The sequence below is a fragment of the Paenibacillus sp. FSL K6-1217 genome, from assembly GCF_045040735.1.
Lineage (GTDB): Bacteria > Bacillota > Bacilli > Paenibacillales > Paenibacillaceae > Paenibacillus_AQ.
Genome location: NZ_CP150271.1, coordinates 2,437,539 through 2,454,396, shown reverse-complemented (window position 1 = coordinate 2,454,396; position 16,858 = coordinate 2,437,539). Strand labels below are relative to the sequence as shown.

Here is a 16,858-nt window from a genome sequence, read left to right as displayed (position 1 = left end):
GAGGAGGAGACAAACAATGTCAGATCATCCGATTCAAGGTCTCATGCAGACCGCAATGGAAAATATTAAAGGCATGGTTGATGTAAATACAATTGTTGGCGATCCTGTTGAAACGCCCGATGGTACCGTCATTCTGCCGATCAGCAAGGTGACATTCGGTTTCGCAGCAGGCGGCAGTGACTTCAGGGTGGAGGATGATGCTCCGGGCGTGAACAGCAGCGGGTCCGGTGTGAAAATGCTTCCCTTCGGGGGCGGCAGCGGGGGCGGTGTGTCCATTCGTCCGATCGCTTTTCTGGTCGTTGGCAGGGAAGGGGTACATATTGTGCCGCTGGATAATCAGACCCATCTGTTCGAGAAAATTATTGATGCCACTCCTAATCTGCTCGACAAAATTCAGAATATGTTCCAGCCCGGCATGGTTCCCGAAGCGTCAGACATTCCCGGCTCCAAGGTAACCAAAACCGTTGTGGAGACCGGGTCCGTCTCCTCTGATCATTCGTCAGCGCATTAGGATACAGGCAAATTACGAAAAGTATGAATTGCAGGGATATCACCTTAGAGGGTGGTATCCCTTTTTTGCCGGATGCTGGAGGATAGGACATACCCGCCCCATACCCCGCATACACTTGTACAACCAGGCAAGACTGATGAACCGTTGCGTAAGGAACGGATAAGAAGCCGGAGGATGAACATGAAGACATTAACCCGAAAATCTATGCTGTCCTTACTGTTGTGTGTGCTGCTGCTTGCGCTGGTGCCGGTGTCCGCCGTCCTGGCGGAGAACCGTTCGATCTCTACTCATGCCAGGGCGGCGGCGCTGATTGATGTGACATCCGGAAGGATTCTGTACAGCAGCCGCGGGGATGAGCCGATGCTGATAGCCAGTCTGACCAAAATTATGACCGCCCTTGTGGCGATAGAGAACGGCGATATTACGTCGAAGGTCAAGGTCGGCAAAAATGCTTTTGCCAAGGAGGGCTCCTCTCTCTATCTCAAGCTGGGTGAGGAGATGACGCTGAAGGATATGCTGTACGGGCTGATGCTGCGCTCCGGCAATGATGCCGCAACCGCAATCGCCGAGCATGTCGGCGGTTCGGAGCAGGGGTTTCTCTACCTGATGAACACCAAGGCGCAGGAGCTGAATTTGAAAAATACGCATTTTGCCAATCCGCACGGGTTAGATGCAGAGGGCCACTTTTCCAGCGCAAATGATCTGGCCGTATTGACCGCTTATGCGATGCATAACCCGGTATTCAAGGAGATTGTAGCCACCAAAGAGAAAACGGCGGACAATCCCTATGAGAAATGGGACTACAAGTGGAGCAACAAAAATAAGATGCTGCGTCTCTACGAAGGGGCGGACGGGGTGAAGACGGGGTATACCAAAAAAGCGCTGCGCTGCCTGGTCAGCTCCGCCACCAGGGACGGCCAGCAGCTCGTGGCCGTTACGCTGAACGACGGCAATGACTGGAACGACCATTCCTCGCTGCTGGACTTCGGCTTCAACCATTATCCGCTGAAGACGCTGGTCGAGCGGGGCGAGGCCGTCAAAGGCTACAGCCTGGTGACCGGCAAGGCCTTCGCCTATCCGCTGGGTCAGGGGGAAGAAGCAAGACTCGTCAACAAGCTGGTGCTTAATGCAGATGCGCAGGCGGCAGCGGGTGGCGGCGCTGCGGGTACGGGAAGTGCAGGTGCAGGCTCCAGTGTAAGTGCGGGTGCGGGCAGGAGCAGTTCAGCTGCGAAGACCGGCGGGAGTGAGGGGGGAAGCAGTACAGGAGCGAAAGCCAACGGGAATGAGGGCGATGTTAACTTCGGTCTCAGGGGTGTAATTATTCTGCAGCTGGGAGATCAGGAGATCGGACGGGTTCCGGTGTACACCCCGGGCCAGCTCCCGCCGGAGACCTCACCCTATGTCAAAAAATACAACGCAGCGAGCGCCTCCGCCTATCCGGCTGGCAACTGGCTGCAAGCCTTCGGCAGTGCGCTGCGGGCGTTGTTCCAGACGGGGGAATAGCGAGGCCGTTCTGTTGTATGAGCATATAAGAATGAACCGGGGGAGGGGATAACCATGTTAAATGGAATCTGGCTGGGGATGATTCTGATCGGATTTGGATTTGCGGCGGTGAACGGGCGGATGAATGAGTTCACCGCCGCCGTATTTGACGGTGCGAAGAGCGGTGTGACCGTAAGCTTCGGGCTGATCAGTGTGCTGGTGTTCTGGCTGGGAATTATGCGGATTGCGGAGGACGCCGACCTGCTGAAGAAAATCTCCAGAGTGCTGGGTCCGGTAGTCTCCTTTCTGTTCCCGGATGTGCCCAAGGGACATCCGGCGATCGGCTACATTCTCTCCAATATGAGCGCCAATCTGCTGGGGCTGGGCAATGCGGCTACTCCGATGGGCATTAAGGCGATGCAGGAGCTGCAGACGCTGAACCCGGATAAGGAGACCGCAACGCCGGCCATGTGCACACTGCTTGCGCTGAACACCGCCAGCATCACACTGATTCCGGCGACGCTGATTGCGATCCGGCTGAACTACGGATCGTCGGACCCGGCGGCCATTGTCGGGACCACCCTGGCGGCGACGGCGGTGGCTACCCTGGCCGCCATCGCCGCGGACAGGCTGTTCCGCCGACTGACCCTGCTCCGCAGGCCGCCGGGACCGCCGCCGGGCCTCAAGACCGGCACAGCCCCGGCGCACGGGAGCGGGGCGCTCCCACAATCTTCGGTGAAAGGGTGACCGTCCGTGTTACAACTGATCAGTCTGATCTCTGCCTGGGCGATTCCGGTTATGGTCACCTTTATTCCGCTGTACGCCTTCACGCGTAAGGTTCCGGTCTATGAATCTTTCGTGGAGGGGGCGAAGGACGGGTTCGGTACCGCCATTGCCATTATCCCCCATCTGGTCGGCATGCTGGTGGCGATCAGTGTGTTCCGCGCGTCCGGTGCGCTGGACTTCCTCATGAGCTTTGTAAGCCCTCTGATGGAGGGACTGGGTATTCCGTCAGAGGTGCTTCCGCTAGGTCTCCTGCGCCCGCTGACGGGCACTGGATCACTTGCCTATACCACAGACCTGATCCGCGTCCACGGCCCGGACTCTCTCATTGGTATGATTGCTTCTACTATACAGGGCAGCACAGACACCACCCTCTATGTGCTTACCGTATACTTCGGCGCCGTAGGCATCCGCAACGGCCGTTACGCCCTGAAGGTGGGCCTGTTCTCGGACATCGTCGGCTTTATAGCTGCGATTGCCGTTTGTCTGCTGGTGTTCGGGTAGGAGGTAGATTAATAGATGGATTTCCTCCACCTGCTGCTAGACGAATGAGCCAGGTTAATATAGCAGTTGGAAAAACGTTACTTAATTATACGTATTCCCGCTAAAATGGTTAAATCAAACAAATTAAATGCTCTTTTTCCACCTGCTTCAGCCAATTTCCCCGAAACTCATAAATTACGATACGTTTTTCCAATTGTCTGCCTTCAGGAGAGAGGGAATGAAGAGTATAGGTACACCTGATTTCCCAAAAGTTGGTTGGATGAGTAAATGAAGGGTATTAATGCACTTGATTTCAGGAAAAGTTGGCTGGATGAGCGAATGAAGGGTATTAATGCACCTGATTTCAGGAAAAGTCGGCTGGATGAGCGAATGAAGGGTATTAATACACCTGATCTCAGCAAAAGTCGGCCGGATGAGCAAATGAAGGGCATTAATGCACCTGATCACTTCCCTGACAACCTGCCGCCAGTGGTTGTGATTCCCAAGCGCTGCCCCGCAGCCGCTTGCTCGTCCCGCGTCTTCCCTACAGTCCTTACCCCCTTCCGGGAGGTGAGGACTGTTTGTTATTAGGTTTGCCCGTGCGTGGACGGAGTAACGGAGAGGAATTTTGGAACTGTAGGAGCGTCAGCGTCCGCCTTTAAAGTTGGATTTCTACTGCCGCAGGCCAGTCTGATCAAGGAAATCCAACTTTAACAGCGGCCGGAAGTCCAAACATTCCTCGGAGTTACGAATAGTCAAAGTGAAGCGTCCCGTTTCTATTTCTTTGCCCACCTCGCTCACCCCGCCCCCCCAAACATTTTAACAAACATTCCTCACCGCCCGCCCCCCCACTTCATATGCTATTCCAGCAATACGGAGGGAGGAGGGCAAAGGGTGGACTACAAAGGCTTTATACTGCATCATTCCCGCTGTCCGTCCATTAACGGCAAAGGCTTTGACTTCTGGGTCGGGCTGAACGGCTCGGTCTATGCGGCGCCGCTGCTGACAGACCCGGAGCATATTCATATTTGCCTCGAAGGCAACTATGGGGAAGCGGACCAGCTGCCTGAGCTGCCGGACCGTCAGCAGCAGCTATTTGCGGCCGGGAAGCTCATACTGGAGCTGTCCGGACGCTATCAAATGTCGCCGCTTACGGTGGAGCCGCATAGCGAAACTTGCCCCGGCGCATTTTTTCCGTGGAATGATCTTGTGATTTACGCCTCTGATGGTTATCATTAACCTGAGGTGAGTAGTCGAAAATGGAAAGATTACAGAAAATATTGGCGCAAGCAGGTGTTGCGTCCAGACGCAAATGTGAAGAAATGATTTTGGCCGGTAAAGTGGAAGTCAACGGGGAACTCGTAACTACGCTTGGCACGAAGGCGGACCCCGCAACCGATATTATCAAAGTCTCGGGCAGACTGATCCGGGGCGAGAATAAAATCTATATTATGTTCAACAAGCCCAAAGGTGTGATTACAAGCGCCTCGGATGACAAGGGCCGCAAGGTAGTAACGGATTACCTGAAAGGCATTACAGAGCGCGTATACCCTGTAGGCCGCTTGGATTATGATACGGAAGGGCTGCTGCTGCTGACGAATGACGGTGAGTTTGCCAACCTGCTCACGCATCCGAAGCATCATGTACCGAAGACGTATCTGGCCACGGTCAAGGGTGTACCGCACGGCACAGCGCTGGACAAGCTGAAGGCCGGCATTAAGCTGGAGGACGGCATGACCGCTCCGGCGGAAGTCGAATACAAGGATATTGATGAAGCGAGCAAGGAAGCGGTCATCAGCATCACCATCCATGAAGGCCGCAACCGCCAGGTCCGGCGCATGTTCGAAGCGGTGTCGCATCCGGTAATCCGTCTGAAGCGGATTTCCTTCGGGGATATTCTGCTCCAGAATCTCAAGCGAGGCTCCTACCGCCATTTGACCAAGGATGAGATCAATCATCTGCAGCAAATTGCCAAAGCGGGAATGCTTCGGGACAATCAGACACGCAAAGACACATAAAGTTCACAATTTCCCCTCCTAAAACTGTGACAATATTCGTTATAATGTTCATAGGATGTTCACACCTACCAACTAAAGTAATGAGTTGCGTCACAGAAGGGGGTACCCCTGTATGGGCAAAGCCAGGAAACCAATCCAAATCGTAATACTATTTCTAATCGTTCTGCTTGGGGGTTATGCCATCAGCACCTCTGTGTTCGGGGGAGACGGCAAGCTGCAAGAAGGCGGGAAAGCGCCGGATTTTGAACTGCTTGGGCTGGACGGCGTGACCCATACGCTGGAGGAATTCAAAGGAAAGTCGGTTGTGCTGAACTTCTGGGGCTCCTGGTGCGCACCATGCGTGAAGGAGATGCCTGCACTGCAGGCGCAGTGGGAGAAATGGAAGGACCAGGGTGTCGTCGTCCTGGGCGTGAATGTGGGCGAGGATCAGATGACGGTGGATAATTTCGTGAAACTCGTGGATATTGATTTTCCGGTTGTGATGGATAAGGGACGCGATGCAGTCCGCAGCTATGGGGTCTCTCCGTTGCCGACTACCTTCTTCATTAATACGAAGGGCAGAGTGGACAGCATTCATATCGGCCAACTGGATCTGAGCTCGCTTGATGAGCAAATCGGGAAGCTGGTGGGACCATGAGTAAGCATATACCGCTGATCAGCAACACCAAATGCGAATGCGGTCACCAGAATCCTGTAGGAACGGTTCTCTGTGAAGCCTGCGGCAAGCCGCTGGATGAGAAGGAAGAGAATGCTTCAGGGAACCTGGAGATGCGCTACGATGGAGTGGCCCGCCGTTCACAGCGGGTAAGTCCGGGAGTGATCGACAGGGTCTGGAACTTTTTTTCCTCCGTCAAAATAGCTATCTACCTGATTGTGCTGACGCTGCTGGGTGCGATGCTAGGTACGATATTTCCGCAAGAAAGCACCTTTCTGAATATTGACGCTTCAACCTATTATGAACAAACGTATGGAACAGCCGGGAATATATATTATAGACTCGGCCTTTCGCATACCTATGAATCCTGGTGGTTCGTAACGCTGCTCGTAATGATCGGAGCTTCGCTGGTCATCTGCAGCCTGGACCGCGTGCTTCCGCTCTACAAGGCACTAACCCGGCAGAAGATCCGCAAGCACCGCCAGTTCCTTACCCGTCAAAAGCTTACGCTGCTTACAGAGGTGGAGGAGGAGCCGGAGGAATGGGTGGCACGGATCGTCCAGCCGCTTAAGAAGAAAGGGTACCGCGTCCGGACGGAGGGAGGCGCATTACTGGCCGAGAAACACCGCTTCAGCCGCTGGGGACCTTATGTAATACATATCGGCCTGATTATTTTCCTGCTTGCTGTGCTCGCCAGGGGACTGCCGGGGCTTAACATGGATCAGCATCTTGCTTTCCCGCAGGGAGAGACGGTGAGGATACCGGATACCAGCATGTACCTTAAGAATGAGAAGTTCACGGTAGAATTCTATACCGAGGAAGAGATGCCCAAGGAATTCCGGGGCACGAAGGTTCTCCCGAAGCTCTACGAGACAAAGGCGGTTCTATATGAATGTACGGCGGACTGCAGTGATCCTTCCAAAGAGCCTCAGCTTGCGGAAGTGGCCAGGCACGACATTCAGGTGAATTCTCCGCTTAGCTACCAAGGAATGAAAGCGTATCAGTTCGACTACGACCTTACACCTGTGCTGCGTTCTGTTCAGCCTGATCTTGTGAATGCTGCAACCGGTGAGAGCTACGGTAAGTTCAAATTGGATATGAAGAATCCGCAGCGCAGCTTCAAGGCGGGACCGTACACGCTTGAGCTGAAGGAGAAGTATATGGATTTCGGATTGAATGAGGAGGGCCGTCCGGTCTCCAAATCCCCTTATCCGAACGCTCCGGCTTTTCTCTTCCTTATCCGCGGACCGGATCTGCCGGCAGAGGGGCAGCAATATTTCTATTTCCCGAAGCAGGTGGACAAGGAGCAGTTCCAGCAGACGGCCATCAACGACAAGCTTGGAGGCGGCAAGCGGTTTCTGGAGCTTGAGGTCGGCAGTATGACTGATGTGGATTTCTCGGAATCCACCACCTATCTCAACATAAGGGTGGACCGGGCCATGCCGTTCGTCTGGATCGGTGCGGGGATTGTCATGCTGGGGCTGATTCTCGGCTTCTATTGGCAGCACAGACGTATCTGGCTGATCGTTGAGGACGGGCAGCTGGTGCTTGGAGGCCACACGAACAAGAACTGGTTCGGCTTCCGCCGCGAGCTCGTTTCTGTTCTGGAGAAGATAGACATGACAGTCGATGACAAATCATTGGACAACGGAGGAGGCATGACATGAGCTTGCTCGATTTCAGCAGTGACGTCTTTATAGCCGCATTCTTCTTATATAGCGGTGCCTTCATGTTGTTCACCATTGCCATTATGGGCCGCAGATGGTCGGGCAGGAAGCCGGAGGAGCATACTGCACGCTGGGGCCGGATTGCTTTTATCACCTCGTCTCTGGGGCTGCTCTGCCATATGGCGTACTTCATTACCCGCTGGATGGGGGCCGGTCATATTCCGGTAAGCAACATGTATGAGTTCATGACCTTCCTATCGATGATGGTGATGGTAGCCTTTACCGTGATCTTCGCCATCTACCGCAAGATTATTCTCGGGGTATTTGCAGTTCCGATCTCCATTGTCGTGATGGCCTACGCAGCGGTGTTTCCGCAGGAAGTGCAGCCGCTCATTCCTTCGCTGAAATCGATCTATCTGAATATTCATGTCACGCTCGCTGCGCTCGGGGAATCCTTCTTCGCGGTGGGCTTTGCCGCCGGGCTGATGTATCTGCTGCGGACAGTGAAATTTGACAGCAAGGAACGCAGTGACCGCAAGCAGCAGCGGCTGGTCGAATTTACTCTGTTCTCGATCATTGTTATAATTGGTTTTCTTGGATCTGTATTTGCCTTCCGCGGTGCGGGCTATGAATCGGTTTTTGTCCGTTCGAACGTTACGATTGACAGCCCCGGGCAGGAAGATAGTACAATAGAGAAAGTGAGTTATAAAATGCCGCCGATTGTGGCGCCGTACCATAGCGAAATTGAGAGCTTCCAGCCGTTTCTCGGGCTTCAGAAGCCGTTGTTTCAAGCTCCTTCCTGGATGAACGGCGTCAATGCAGGGCGCAAGTTCAACACGGTGATCTGGTCACTGCTGTCCGGACTGATCCTGTACGGGCTTCTTCGGCTGGCTGTGCGTAAGCCGCTGGGGAAGGCTATTCATCCGGTACTTGACGGAATCGACGAGAATGACCTGGATGAGATTACCTACAGGGCTATCGCCATCGGGTTTCCGATTTTCACACTGGGGGCTTTGATCTTTGCAATGATATGGGCCGAGGTGGCCTGGGGCAGATTCTGGGGCTGGGACCCCAAAGAAGTCTGGGCACTCGTCACCTGGCTGTTCTACAGTGCGTATCTCCATTTGCGGCTGGCCCGCGGCTGGCAGGGGCGCAAATCCGCTTGGCTCGCTGTACTCGGCTTTTTAATCGTAATGTTTACCCTGGTCGGCGTTAACCTGGTTATTGCCGGACTTCATTCATATGCGGGGACAGACTGAGAGTCTCAGGCTTCTTCGGGCATGCGTATGATCCAGGGTGACGTTCTACTGTAATTGATGAAGGGGTTGTTGTGTAAATGGCTGATCACTTGAATAGAATTCTGGTGGTGGATGACGAAGAACGCATCCGCCGCCTGCTCAAAATGTATCTTGAAAAAGAAGGCTATGAGATTGATGAGGCCGAGGATGGGGAGATTGCCCTGCGCAAAGCAACCGCCAACGACTACGGGCTGATCCTGTTGGATGTGATGCTGCCGGGGATCGACGGGATTGAAGTACTGACCCGGCTCAGAGGAGTGAAGTCCACACCGGTCCTGATGCTTACCGCCAAGGGTGAGGAGATCAACCGGGTTCAGGGCTTCGAGATGGGGGCGGACGATTATGTCGTCAAGCCGTTCAGTCCGCGCGAGGTGATCTACCGGGTCAAGGCGATCATGCGCCGTTCCTCCGCAACGGCATTTCTGTCCAAAGAGAGCAATTCGAGCAACAATATCGTGTTCCCGTTCCTGATCATTGAGCATGATGCACACCGCGTAAGCGCAGGCGGCCAAGAGGTAAGTCTGACGCCCAAGGAGTACGAGCTGCTGCATTATCTGGCGATCTCACCGGACAAGGTATTCTCGCGTGAGGAGCTGCTGAAGGATGTATGGAATTACGAGTTCTTCGGCGATCTGCGCACCGTGGACACCCATGTCAAGCGTCTGCGCGAAAAACTGAATAAGGTATCCCCGGAATCGGCAGCGATGATTACAACGGTATGGGGAGTAGGCTATAAGCTTGAGGTGCCTAAATAAGTGAACTTCTGGAGAAGCCTTGTCGGCAAGCTGTGGATGACGATCATCTTTCTGGTTGCTGTCGTGCTCATTACACTCGGGCTGTTTCTGCTGCCCTACATCGACAGTAATTTTACCAATTCCGGGGCGATTAAGCGCTTGTTCCTGTATACATGCATGATCGGGTTCTCTCTGACAACCTTCTTTGCGCTGTTCCTGTTCACGAAGATCACACAGCCGATGCAGCAGGTCATTGAAGCAGCGAATGACATCCGCCGCGGCGAATACGGAACAAGACTGACCCTGGTCACGAGCGATGAGATCGGCCAGCTCGCAACATCGTTTAACCACATGGCTGAAGAGCTGGAAGGGAATATACGCAGTCTGAATAATGAAAAAGGGCATTTATCCAGTGTGCTGCGCAGCATGAGCGATGCGGTGATGACCTTCGATATTGCAGGCCGGATCATTCTGACCAATCCGCACGGCCAGACCCTCCTCGAAACCTGGAATGATCTGACCTGGGAGGAGGAAGAGGACAACGGACCCGCCAAGGTGGCCACCGCTTCCAGCGAGGTGCCGCCGCCGCTGCGTCCGCTGTTCTTCAGTACCCTTGAGGGCGGGGGCGATCAGCGCTCCAATGTCCATGTCCGGCAGGGAGTATGGTCGGTACACATGGCACCGCTCTATTCCGAAGACCATCTGCGCGGGGCTGTTGCCGTACTGCGTGATGTGACGGAAGAGGTGCGCCTGGAGAAGATGCGCCGTGATTTCGTGGCTAATGTATCCCATGAGATCCGCACCCCGCTCTCCATGATGCAGGGCTACAGCGAAGCGCTCCTGGACGGAATGGCCTCCTCCCCGGAGGAGAGCAGTGAGCTGGTTCAGGTCATTCACGATGAATCCTTACGTATGGGCCGTCTGGTGAAGGATCTGCTGGACCTCGCGCGCATGGAAGCCGGACATAACGATATGCTGAAGGATCGGGTCGATGCGGGAGAATTGCTGGAGCGGGTCTACCGCAAGTTCTCCGTCCGGGCCAAGGAACGCGATATCATGCTTGAGCTGAAGCGGCCGGAGACGGAGCTGCTGCTGGGGGCTGCTGATGAAGACAAGCTGGAGCAGGTGCTGACCAATCTGCTGGATAATGCCTTCCGCCACACCCCGGCTGACCGGAGAATCTCCATTCAGGCAGACACAATAATGCTGGAAGGCAGAAGACTTGTGGAGATTGCGATCAGAGACCAGGGGGTGGGAATCAACCCCGAGGATCTGCCGTTTATCTTCGAACGCTTCTACAAAGCTGATAAAGCGCGCCTGCGCGGAGAGTCAGGCGGGACTGGACTGGGTCTGGCCATTGTCAAGAATATCGTCGAATCGCATCATGGTACTATTACCGCCTCCAGTAAGCTTGGAGAAGGCACTACGTTTACTCTGCGGCTTCCTGTCGAAAAACAGTAAACCAAGACCATGCATGACAGCGCCTCTGAGAGCAGAGGTGCTTTTTGTTGAAATCACCACATTAATATTGTTCATCGTGAAACATATATTTCAAGCTACGGCTTGCAGGAGGCTGGGCATAATGATCTTATCCTTGGACCAAGGTACTACCAGCTCACGGGCAATTCTCTTTGATGAACAGGCGGCAATGATCTCGCAGGGACAGTATGAGATCAGGCAATCCTTTCCCCGCCCGGGCTGGGTGGAGCATGATCCCGAGCAGATCTGGGAGAGTCAGCTTGCCGCAGCCAGAGATGCGATTGCGGCAAGCCCCATACCGGCTGATCATATTACGGCTATCGGCATTACCAACCAGCGGGAGACTGCGCTCATCTGGGATAAAATTACAGGAGCGCCGATCTATCCGGCGATTGTCTGGCAGGACCGGCGGACGGCAGGCCAATGCGAGGAGCTGAAGTCGCAGGGGAAGGCCGGAGTTATTGCGGACAAGACGGGGCTGGTCATCGACGCTTATTTCTCGGCGACCAAGCTGGCGTGGATTCTGGATCATGTGCCGGGAGCAAGGGACCGGGCGGCCAAGGGGGAACTCCTGGCAGGAACGATAGACACCTGGTTGATCTGGAAGCTGACCGGGGGCGCCGTACACGCTACAGACGTCACCAATGCTTCAAGAACGATGCTGTACAATCTGCATGAGCGTCAGTGGGATGAAGAGCTGATTGACATGCTGCGTATTCCGCCGTCTGTTCTGCCGGAGGTGAGGATGTCAGGCGGAGACTTCGGTGTCTGTGACAAGCAGTGGTTCGGCTTGGAGATTCCTATCCGGTCGGTGCTGGGTGACCAGCAGGCCGCACTCTTCGGCCATACCTGCCTGGAGCCGGGCAGTGCCAAGAATACCTATGGAACGGGCTGCTTCATTCTGATGAATACAGGAACGGAAGCTGTGGCGTCCAGTCACGGCCTGCTGACCACGGTTGCCTGGGGCATGGGCGATGAGCTCTATTATGCGCTGGAGGGCAGTGTGTTTGTGGCCGGAGCCGCCGTGCAGTGGCTGCAGGAGGGGCTGGGGCTGATCGTCGCACCCGCCGACTCGGAAGAGAAGGCCAGCGAGGTGGACGAAAGTGAGGGAGTGGTGGTGGTGCCCGCCTTTACCGGACTGGGTGCGCCTTACTGGGATATGTATGCGCGGGGCGCCATATTCGGCTTGACGCGGGGGACCACCTCCGCACATCTGGTAAGGGCGACGCTGGAATCACTGGCCTTCCAGTCCCGCGATGTTATCGGGGCGATGCAGAAGGACGCAGGCATGCCGCTCACCGGTCTGAGGGTGGACGGCGGAGCAGTGCGCAACAATCTGCTGATGCAGTTCCAGGCGGACATTCTGGGCAGTGAAGTGACGCGGACAACCTATTCGGAGACTACGGCGCTTGGCGCTGCGCTGCTTGCCGGACTCACCTCCGGGGTATGGACCCGGGAGCAGCTGGAGAGCTTCAATACCGCCGAGAAGGTCTTCTCGCCGCAGATGGAGCCGGAGGATCGTGAACGCAGGTACGGCGCCTGGCAGGATGCTGTGTCGCGCACTATGGGCTGGGAGAAGCATGAAGGCAGGCACGAAGGCAGAGTTTAGAGCAGAATAGAGTAGAGATATAGGAACAGAAACGGCCCGCTGGCAGAAACCTCTGCTGCGGGCCGTTTATTTCTCTGAAACCGAATGAACGTTATGATTAGTACTCCATGACGAATGCGACATTCTGCCATCCGGCGCCAACGGTCCAGAACAGGACCTTATCTCCCCGTTCAAGCTGGCCGGTAGTGACCGCTCTGTGGAGGGCAATGAACGGGCTGCTGGTTGAGGTATAGCCGAACTCATCACCGATGTAGACTGCGGCTTCAGGATCGATGCCGATCTTGCCGGACACGGCTTGGATGTTCGGAAGCGACAGCTGTGAGAAGCAGGCGGCCTTGATGGACTCAGGGGCAATTCCATTGTTGCTCAGCAGGGTGTTGATCGATTCAGAAGCGGCGTCCACACAGATGGAATCATCAAACGGAATGAACTTCACATTGAACTCTCCAGCAGCTACACCCGTGCGCCCGAGCTGTGCCAAGCCTTCTGCCGGGAAAAGAGAGTTGCCGTACACACAGGTATCCGTCTGGTAGATGGAGTCAATGAAGCCGACAGCATGCTCATCGCGTTCAAGAATGAGTGCGGCGGCAGCATCACCGAAGTTCGCGTAATAGACCGGATCATTCTTGTCCGCATGCGGCGCAACGTAATCGGAGCCGATGACCAGGGCACGGCGGATTCGCGGGTTCGCCATCATCTGGCGGCTGACCTGTTCAACCGAAGCCGTCATTCCGGCACAGTTGGCATTGCTGTCAATGCAGATGGTATGCGATGCCCCGTTGATCAGGCGGTGAATCATCAATGAGTTCGTAGGAAATATATATTCAGGGGTCTGGCTTGCATAAGCGATCAGGTCAATGTCAGGTCCGGTAAGACCGGTCTTCTCCAGAACATTGCTTGCGGCTTCAAAAGCCATTGTCAGGGAGTTCTCATCCGGGCTGTCGATGCTGTAGCGGTTTTCACGGCCCAGAGTAGCCAGTAGTCCGCGGATATCAATACCTTTATCGTCAAAATGCTGAATGAAAAACTCATTGCCGATTCTTTTGTCTGGATGATAGATATCAATGTCCTTAATGCGAATCCCCGCCATAATTCAGACCTCCTAAAAGTTTCAAGCTGCTGATTTTGGTTTAAATTGTAATCATTAAGAATTAAGCTTGTACGGTGGAAGTGATCTCCAGGTTCTCGAGTCCGGCTTTACGGCCCAGGCGCGCCAGCTGCATTTTGAGGATCGGGTTATTCTCCAGGGTAAGACTAACTTTCTGGAAGCCGTCGGCCTTGAACATGATGAAGCAGCCTTCAAGCAGCGGCACCACATCAGGAGCAGTTACATTCAGCTTGCGGCAGTCGATATCCAGGGCATATTCAGCAGGGTTAATCGGGTTGATGGTCTGCTGGTAAGCCTGTATGGATCTGAGTCCGTCCTCGTTAGAAAAGGTTCCCTCCAGCTCGATATTAATTACCTTCTTCGCAGTGTCTGTCTTCAAAATAAATTGTCCCATGTTGATCTCTCCCTAAGTGTGATTTGTAATACCTCCAAAACGTGATGACTGCGACTCTATTTGACAAACCGCATTTGGAATTGGGATATTTTGCCTCCATTATAACCAGATGATGCTAAAATATGCAACCCAAAAGTCGAAATTTGTAGAATTGTGTAGAATTTTATCTAATCTCTTCCAGGGTATCCAGCAGCACATTAAAGGCTGAAATTACCCGTGGGGCACCGACGCAAGGGACGAGATGAAGCAGCACACCCTTGATCTGTTCAACGGTTATGCCCACGCGCAGCGCCATTACATAATGAACACCCAACTGCTCATATTGCCCCATCGTAATCAGAGACGAGATCACCGCGATCTCTTTCCAGTCAGAGCCAATCGTGGTCCGCTGAAAAATATCGCCATAGGCATTGCCCATGATATACTCCGCCAATTCCGGAAAATGCTCTTTGATCGGAGCCAGGGCCTTGGCCCCATAATCTCCTGAGAGATTCGAGAAATGATCGAGTCCGCTGTTCATGTTCTTGTTCACGCTGTAGCCTCCTGATAGTAGGTTAGATAGGGTGTGCGAAAGGGCTTGCTTACGTAAGATCCAGCGTGCGGTGGGCCGTAGGTGGCATTTCATCACGGTCCGTCAGCAGCTCAATGACAGCCGCCTTGTTCAGCGCTACCGCTTCGCGGATTGCGGCAGCGAACTCCTCCTGAGTCTCACAGCGGAACCCGGCTGCACCCAGGGATTCGGCGAATTTGACGGCGTCCATCGGAACCTCGAAGATCGTACCGTCAATCCGGCCAGTGGTTTTCTCCATCCCCTTAAGCGCCATATCCAGCTGCATATTGTTCACCACGATAAAAATCACCGGAATGTCCTTGCAAACAGCTGTGTTGATTTCACTGCCGAGCATCATGAAGCAGCCGTCCCCGGTAATACAGAAGACGGTCTCCCCGGGAGAGGCAGTCTTGGCACCGATCGCCATGCCAATGGAATTGCCCATGCAGGCAAAGTAGGCATCGAAGATGAAGCTGCCGGGCCTGCGCACATTGAACCATTTGACAGTGGTGAACCCGTGGCTGCCGTCATCGACAAACACGCTGCTGTTGTAAGGAATCAGACTGCTCATCGTGCTCATAACCGAGGCCAGGGAGAGTCCCGCCAGCACGGGCAGCTCATCATTGTAATCGTTTGAGATTGTAATTTCATGCCTAGTCACCATAGAGGGGGCCAGCTTCTGAAGATACAGTGCCAGGTTGTCCCGTAAATCCCCGCCGACTGAGATGGTGGATGAGGTCAGTATTTTGCCGACAAAGGTAGGGTCTACATCGAACTGGATCAGCTGCCGCGGATGATTCTCCGGCTTCAGGTTACAGATAGTCATATCACTGAGGCGGGAGCCCAGAACAATGAACAGGTCGCTGTTGTTCATCAGTTCATCCCCGTGCGAGGAGCCGCCGACGCCGACAGGACCATGGTAGAGCGGATGGTCATAAGCTATGGCGCCTTTGCCGCCTGGAGAGGTAACTACAGGAATGTTGAAGGTTTCGGCCAGCTGGACCAGCTCCCGATGTGCCCCTGAGCGGTTAACGCCTTTACCGGCAATGATCAGAGGTCTGGCGGATTCATTGATCGCCGTGATGACCCGTTCATAGTTCTGATAGCTGACCAGCCCTTCGCGCTGCGGCAGAACAATCCGGCATTCCGCTAGCCGCTCTGTCTGTACATCAAACGGAATGCACAGATGGACCGGACCTTTGCGGTCACCGAGGGCAATGGATAAGGCATGGTTGAAAATAGTGCTGAAGTGATCGCCGCGTTCTACAAGCTTGCTGAAGAGGGTCGCCGGCCGGAACATATCCGCCAAATCAGCCAGATAGGAAGTGGAGTCCTGGCATTGGGGAATGCCCAGCTCCTTGATGGACTGGTGGCCGGTGATGAAGAGGACGGGAAGATTATTAGCCTTGGCATGCGCTGCTGCGGTGAGCAGATTCGTTCCGCCCGGACCGGAGGTGCCGAAGGCTACTCCGAGACTGCCAGTTTTGAGCGCATAACCGCCGGCTGCAAAGCCGGAGCTGGACTCATGCCGGCCGGGAATGAATTCTATGCCATAGTCAACCATCTTCAAAGCAATGGGGCAAATGGATTTCCCTATGATTCCAAAAGAATGTGTGACTCCCAGATTGGATAATGTTTCCGCCATATAATCTGCAACTGTCTTCAGAACATCCACCCCGCAAGTGTTATTTGTATAAGTCAGCAATAGAAAACCTGTACTCAAATTTAGGAGCACAGGTCTGTTGCACGAATCACCATAATCAAACGCGAAACCCAAGGCGTTCACAGTTTTTCAGCAACCTGGCTGTCATGGTCCCACTTCACAAATGAGACTGTAGATCCATGGCTTTGCGTCATTCCCTTTCGGTGAATTTTGCCGGTATGCGGTTATAAATGGTTCTAAGGAGAATTTTCCTTTACAATATATTCCTTGCTCCTCTTTTGTCAATAACCCCTATGAGAAGAAACTCGGAATTTGACGAATATTCAGGATTGAAAAAGGATAAATATTTGGATTTTCAAACTTTTGAAAATGGTTGTCTCTGGAAGACTAAAGTCTTAAAATGCAAATAGATAGGATGAGCTGA

At 53.9% G+C, this 16,858-nt stretch carries 17 protein-coding genes and 1 riboswitch; of the genes, 13 read left to right on the top strand and 4 right to left on the bottom strand.

The genetic code is table 11. The features are described 5' to 3' along the window. Positions 1–16: 16 nt before the first annotated feature. The 13 genes from ytfJ (at position 17) to glpK (ending at position 12,719) form a co-directional block, all read left to right on the top strand. The gene (gene ytfJ, locus MHH28_RS11050) at positions 17–511 is read left to right on the top strand and encodes a GerW family sporulation protein (protein ID WP_405114798.1); all 495 of its coding nucleotides are present in this window, start codon (positions 17–19) and stop codon (positions 509–511) included. A 174-nt stretch (positions 512–685) separates the two neighbouring features. Continuing rightward, complete coding sequence (locus MHH28_RS11045; RefSeq protein WP_405114796.1) at positions 686–2,014, top strand: D-alanyl-D-alanine carboxypeptidase family protein; 1,329 nt, start codon at positions 686–688, stop codon at positions 2,012–2,014. Between the two features lie 54 nt (positions 2,015–2,068). Beyond that, positions 2,069–2,740, top strand: a complete 672-nt coding sequence (locus MHH28_RS11040; RefSeq protein WP_405114794.1) for a nucleoside recognition domain-containing protein — start codon at positions 2,069–2,071, stop codon at positions 2,738–2,740. 6 nt (positions 2,741–2,746) lie between these two features. Further along, positions 2,747–3,280 (top strand): spore maturation protein, encoded by a 534-nt coding sequence (locus tag MHH28_RS11035; protein ID WP_405114793.1) that lies wholly within the window; start codon positions 2,747–2,749, stop codon positions 3,278–3,280. 267 nt (positions 3,281–3,547) lie between these two features. Continuing rightward, a complete protein-coding gene (locus MHH28_RS11030) occupies positions 3,548–3,850 on the top strand; it encodes a hypothetical protein (RefSeq protein ID WP_405114791.1) in 303 nt (100 codons plus the stop codon). Between the two features lie 303 nt (positions 3,851–4,153). Continuing rightward, the gene (locus MHH28_RS11025) at positions 4,154–4,498 is read left to right on the top strand and encodes an N-acetylmuramoyl-L-alanine amidase (protein ID WP_405114789.1); all 345 of its coding nucleotides are present in this window, start codon (positions 4,154–4,156) and stop codon (positions 4,496–4,498) included. Positions 4,499–4,518: 20 nt separating this feature from the next. After that, positions 4,519–5,277 (top strand): pseudouridine synthase, encoded by a 759-nt coding sequence (locus tag MHH28_RS11020; protein ID WP_405114787.1) that lies wholly within the window; start codon positions 4,519–4,521, stop codon positions 5,275–5,277. Positions 5,278–5,389: 112 nt separating this feature from the next. Beyond that, complete coding sequence (gene resA, locus MHH28_RS11015; RefSeq protein ID WP_405114785.1) at positions 5,390–5,914, top strand: thiol-disulfide oxidoreductase ResA; 525 nt, start codon at positions 5,390–5,392, stop codon at positions 5,912–5,914. Continuing rightward, positions 5,911–7,599, top strand: coding sequence for a cytochrome c biogenesis protein ResB (locus MHH28_RS11010; protein ID WP_405114783.1), 1,689 nt, complete (start codon positions 5,911–5,913; stop codon positions 7,597–7,599). The genes resA and MHH28_RS11010 overlap by 4 nt, the downstream gene beginning before the upstream one ends. Continuing rightward, on the top strand, positions 7,596–8,858 hold the full coding sequence (gene ccsA, locus MHH28_RS11005) for a cytochrome c biogenesis protein CcsA (RefSeq protein ID WP_405114781.1): 1,263 nt from the start codon (positions 7,596–7,598) through the stop codon (positions 8,856–8,858). The genes MHH28_RS11010 and ccsA overlap by 4 nt, the downstream gene beginning before the upstream one ends. A gap of 77 nt (positions 8,859–8,935) precedes the next feature. Further along, a complete protein-coding gene (locus tag MHH28_RS11000; protein WP_036698191.1) occupies positions 8,936–9,652 on the top strand; it encodes a response regulator transcription factor in 717 nt (238 codons plus the stop codon). Further along, positions 9,653–11,092 (top strand): ATP-binding protein, encoded by a 1,440-nt coding sequence (locus tag MHH28_RS10995; RefSeq protein WP_405114778.1) that lies wholly within the window; start codon positions 9,653–9,655, stop codon positions 11,090–11,092. It abuts the gene before it with no gap. 121 nt (positions 11,093–11,213) lie between these two features. After that, positions 11,214–12,719 carry a glycerol kinase GlpK gene (gene glpK, locus MHH28_RS10990; RefSeq protein ID WP_405114776.1) on the top strand — a complete coding sequence of 502 codons (1,506 nt, stop codon included), beginning with the start codon at positions 11,214–11,216 and terminating at the stop codon, positions 12,717–12,719. A gap of 97 nt (positions 12,720–12,816) precedes the next feature. On the opposite strand, the gene MHH28_RS10985 is transcribed toward glpK, so the two are convergent. From MHH28_RS10985 to MHH28_RS10970, 4 genes are all read right to left on the bottom strand, one after another. Then, positions 12,817–13,809 (bottom strand): 3-oxoacyl-[acyl-carrier-protein] synthase III C-terminal domain-containing protein, encoded by a 993-nt coding sequence (locus MHH28_RS10985; RefSeq protein WP_405114774.1) that lies wholly within the window; start codon positions 13,807–13,809, stop codon positions 12,817–12,819. 61 nt (positions 13,810–13,870) lie between these two features. After that, positions 13,871–14,221, bottom strand: a complete 351-nt coding sequence (locus tag MHH28_RS10980) for a hypothetical protein (RefSeq protein WP_405114772.1) — start codon at positions 14,219–14,221, stop codon at positions 13,871–13,873. A gap of 163 nt (positions 14,222–14,384) precedes the next feature. After that, positions 14,385–14,753, bottom strand: coding sequence for a carboxymuconolactone decarboxylase family protein (locus MHH28_RS10975; protein WP_405114770.1), 369 nt, complete (start codon positions 14,751–14,753; stop codon positions 14,385–14,387). Between the two features lie 49 nt (positions 14,754–14,802). Continuing rightward, positions 14,803–16,446, bottom strand: coding sequence for a thiamine pyrophosphate-binding protein (locus MHH28_RS10970; RefSeq protein ID WP_405117001.1), 1,644 nt, complete (start codon positions 16,444–16,446; stop codon positions 14,803–14,805). Between the two features lie 116 nt (positions 16,447–16,562). Next, positions 16,563–16,659: riboswitch (cyclic di-GMP riboswitch) on the bottom strand. Positions 16,660–16,858: the final 199 nt, after the last annotated feature.

Excerpts from the sequence above, each read along its gene's own strand:
- glpK (WP_405114776.1), top strand. The coding sequence starts at position 11,214 with ATGATCTTATCCTTGGACCAAGGTACTACCAGCTCACGGGCAATTCTC.
- MHH28_RS11000 (WP_036698191.1), top strand. The coding sequence starts at position 8,936 with ATGGCTGATCACTTGAATAGAATTCTGGTGGTGGATGACGAAGAACGC.
- MHH28_RS11020 (WP_405114787.1), top strand. The coding sequence starts at position 4,519 with ATGGAAAGATTACAGAAAATATTGGCGCAAGCAGGTGTTGCGTCCAGA.
- MHH28_RS11045 (WP_405114796.1), top strand. The coding sequence starts at position 686 with ATGAACATGAAGACATTAACCCGAAAATCTATGCTGTCCTTACTGTTG.
- MHH28_RS11030 (WP_405114791.1), top strand. The coding sequence starts at position 3,548 with ATGAAGGGTATTAATGCACTTGATTTCAGGAAAAGTTGGCTGGATGAG.
- MHH28_RS11010 (WP_405114783.1), top strand. The coding sequence starts at position 5,911 with ATGAGTAAGCATATACCGCTGATCAGCAACACCAAATGCGAATGCGGT.
- ccsA (WP_405114781.1), top strand. The coding sequence starts at position 7,596 with ATGAGCTTGCTCGATTTCAGCAGTGACGTCTTTATAGCCGCATTCTTC.
- MHH28_RS10985 (WP_405114774.1), bottom strand. The coding sequence starts at position 13,809 with ATGGCGGGGATTCGCATTAAGGACATTGATATCTATCATCCAGACAAA.
- ytfJ (WP_405114798.1), top strand. The coding sequence starts at position 17 with ATGTCAGATCATCCGATTCAAGGTCTCATGCAGACCGCAATGGAAAAT.
- MHH28_RS11040 (WP_405114794.1), top strand. The coding sequence starts at position 2,069 with ATGTTAAATGGAATCTGGCTGGGGATGATTCTGATCGGATTTGGATTT.
- resA (WP_405114785.1), top strand. The coding sequence starts at position 5,390 with ATGGGCAAAGCCAGGAAACCAATCCAAATCGTAATACTATTTCTAATC.
- MHH28_RS10980 (WP_405114772.1), bottom strand. The coding sequence starts at position 14,221 with ATGGGACAATTTATTTTGAAGACAGACACTGCGAAGAAGGTAATTAAT.